The sequence below is a fragment of the Methylophaga sp. UBA4204 genome (genome assembly GCF_002379485.1).
Lineage (GTDB): Bacteria > Pseudomonadota > Gammaproteobacteria > Nitrosococcales > Methylophagaceae > Methylophaga.
The window spans coordinates 1-2,512 of sequence record NZ_DFTU01000071.1 but is presented as its reverse complement, the minus strand read 5'-3'; the positions used below and the strand labels follow the sequence as shown (position 1 = coordinate 2,512).

The following is a 2,512-nucleotide window of genomic DNA, read 5'->3' as shown; positions in this document are numbered from 1 at the left end:
CCAGCCGTTAATACTGCCATCCAAGGCCGGAATACGTTCAACGAATAATAAATCACCGGTCCATAATGTACTGGTTTTTTCATCATAAACGGTTAAATCATGATCAGTATGCGCCGTGGTAAATGCGGTTAAAATCAGTGGCCGGTTACCAAGATCCAATGTTAATGGTGAGCCAACCTTAACCAGGGTCTTCGCTTCGATAAACTCGGTGCCTTTGTAGGCATCACCCAAAATCTCTGAAAACTGTCTGGCAAAGTGTTGCTGTCGACTGGCCATTGCAGCCGGTAATTTTTCGTGACCTACAAATTCCGGCTTATCGGTCTTAAAAGCTGCATTTCCTAAAACATGATCCGGGTGCACATGGGTATTGATAACATAACAGATCGGCAAGTCACTATGCTGGCGGATGGTTTTACGCAATAACTTACCTTCCTGAAAACTGCCGCCGCTATCGATGACGGCAATGCATTGCTCACCAATGATAAAACCAACATTGGCAATGGCGCCCAGATTCTTAGCATCCGCTTCTTCGTGGCTGCCCTGGTGGTAAAAAACACCTTCAGCAACCTGCTGCACCTTATAGTTGTCTGCCTGAAGACTGCTGGCAAAGGCAAAGGATGAAACAGTAATAGATAGAAATGAAATTAATATACGCATGTTGATGACTCACTAATTGTCAGCGTCTGAACTGTTACAATAACGCACTTTATCGCAATACATCCACATAGCTAGCAGAGAACTTTTGATTATGACAATTCGTACGCGTTTTGCACCCAGCCCGACAGGATATCTTCACGTAGGCGGCGCCCGTACCGCACTCTTTTCATGGCTCTATGCCAGAAAACATGGCGGCCGTTTTGTATTAAGGATTGAAGATACCGATATCGAACGCTCATCAGCTGAATCGGTGAACGCGATTCTCGAAGGCATGACATGGATGGGGTTGGATTATGACGAAGGCCCTTTTTATCAAACGCAACGTTTTGATCGTTACAAGGAAATTATCCAGCAACTAATGGATCAGGGCGATGCTTATTACTGTTATTGCAGTAAAGACGAACTGGAAGCAATGCGTGAAGAGCAACGTGCCAATAAGCAAAAACCACGATACGACGGACGATGCCGTCATCTATCCACTCCCCGAGAAGGTGTTGAACCGGTTATCCGCTTTAAAAACCCTACCGTGGGCCAAGTGGTGGTTGAAGATGCCATTCGAGGCAATGTGGTTTTTGAGAATAGTGAGCTGGATGATTTGGTTATCGCCCGTCCAGATGGCACGCCCACCTATAACTTAACCGTAGTGGTAGATGATTTGGATATGCAGATGACCCACGTTATCCGTGGTGATGATCATTTGAATAACTCTCCACGGCAAATAAATATTTTTAAAGCACTGGGCGCTAAACCACCCGTTTTTGCTCATGTACCGATGATTTTAGGTGATGATGGCGCACGCCTGTCCAAACGACATGGAGCAGTCAGTGTCATGAGTTATCGTGATGCGGGATATCTTCCCGAAGCATTGCTGAATTATCTGGTCAGATTAGGTTGGTCTCATGGTGATCAGGAAATTTTTTCTCTTGCTGAGATGACGCAGTTATTCGATATCCAGGATGTGAACAAAGCAGCATCCAGCTTTAATACGGATAAATTAATCTGGCTTAATCAGCATTATATTAAAACCAGTTCCCCGGAACACGTTGCACAGCATTTGAGCTGGCATATGGGTGAGTTGGGTATCGACCCTGCTGATGGTCCAGCACTGATAGATGTTGTGGTGTTGTTGCAGGAGCGTGCCAAAACTCTTAAAGAGATGGCGGAATCAAGTGTGTACTTCTACCGGGACGTCGAAACCTATGATGAAAAGGCTGCACAGAAAAATCTGACTGAAGCCAGCTTGCCATTATTAGAAGCCGTATTGGCAGAATTGACTGAGCTCAAAGATTGGCTGGCTGAACCGATTCATTCAGTCATCAAGAACTGTGCTGACAAACATGAAGTTGGTATGGGCAAAGTGGCACAGCCAATACGGGTAGCGATAACAGGAAATACGATTTCTCCTTCCTTGGATGCGACTTTAGAGCTCTATGGTCGAGAGCGCGCACTCACCGCTATTCAGTCTGCAATTAGATGGATCAAAGATCATGCCTGATTTTTAGCTGAAAAATAAAGTTGTTAAATTTCAAAAGCTTATGTTGTCGGGAAAATCTTCCCGAAAATAAGATGGAAATACTCATAAAAAAGTTGTGTAAAGTTCTTGACGAACCCGGGAAGTCGGATTAAGGTTCGTCATACGCATGAGGTTCATCCGAACAAATCGTGACGTACAAAACTAAAAAGCAATAGAGGACAACTTTATGAAGCTGAAAACATTATCAATTGCAATGATGGGATTAGCAGCACCAGGTCTGGTGGCTGCTGATGAACTCATCGATATGCAAAAAAATGCTAATAACTGGGTTATGCCAGCAGGTAACTATGCTAACCAACGTTACAGCGAACTGACTCAAAT

2 protein-coding genes are annotated in these 2,512 nt (G+C 44.4%); one reads left to right on the top strand and one right to left on the bottom strand.

What is annotated here, in order from left to right; translation table 11 throughout:
* Nucleotides 1-657: quinoprotein relay system zinc metallohydrolase 2 (locus B3182_RS10255; protein WP_292752664.1), on the bottom strand; the 657-nt coding region annotated here is incomplete at its 3' end.
* A gap of 91 nt (nt 658-748) precedes the next feature.
* Between B3182_RS10255 and gltX the strand changes: the two genes are divergently transcribed.
* Nucleotides 749-2,152, top strand: a complete 1,404-nt coding sequence (gltX, locus tag B3182_RS10250) for a glutamate--tRNA ligase (RefSeq protein WP_292354679.1) — start codon at nt 749-751, stop codon at nt 2,150-2,152.
* The last annotated feature ends 360 nt before the right edge of the window (nt 2,153-2,512 follow it).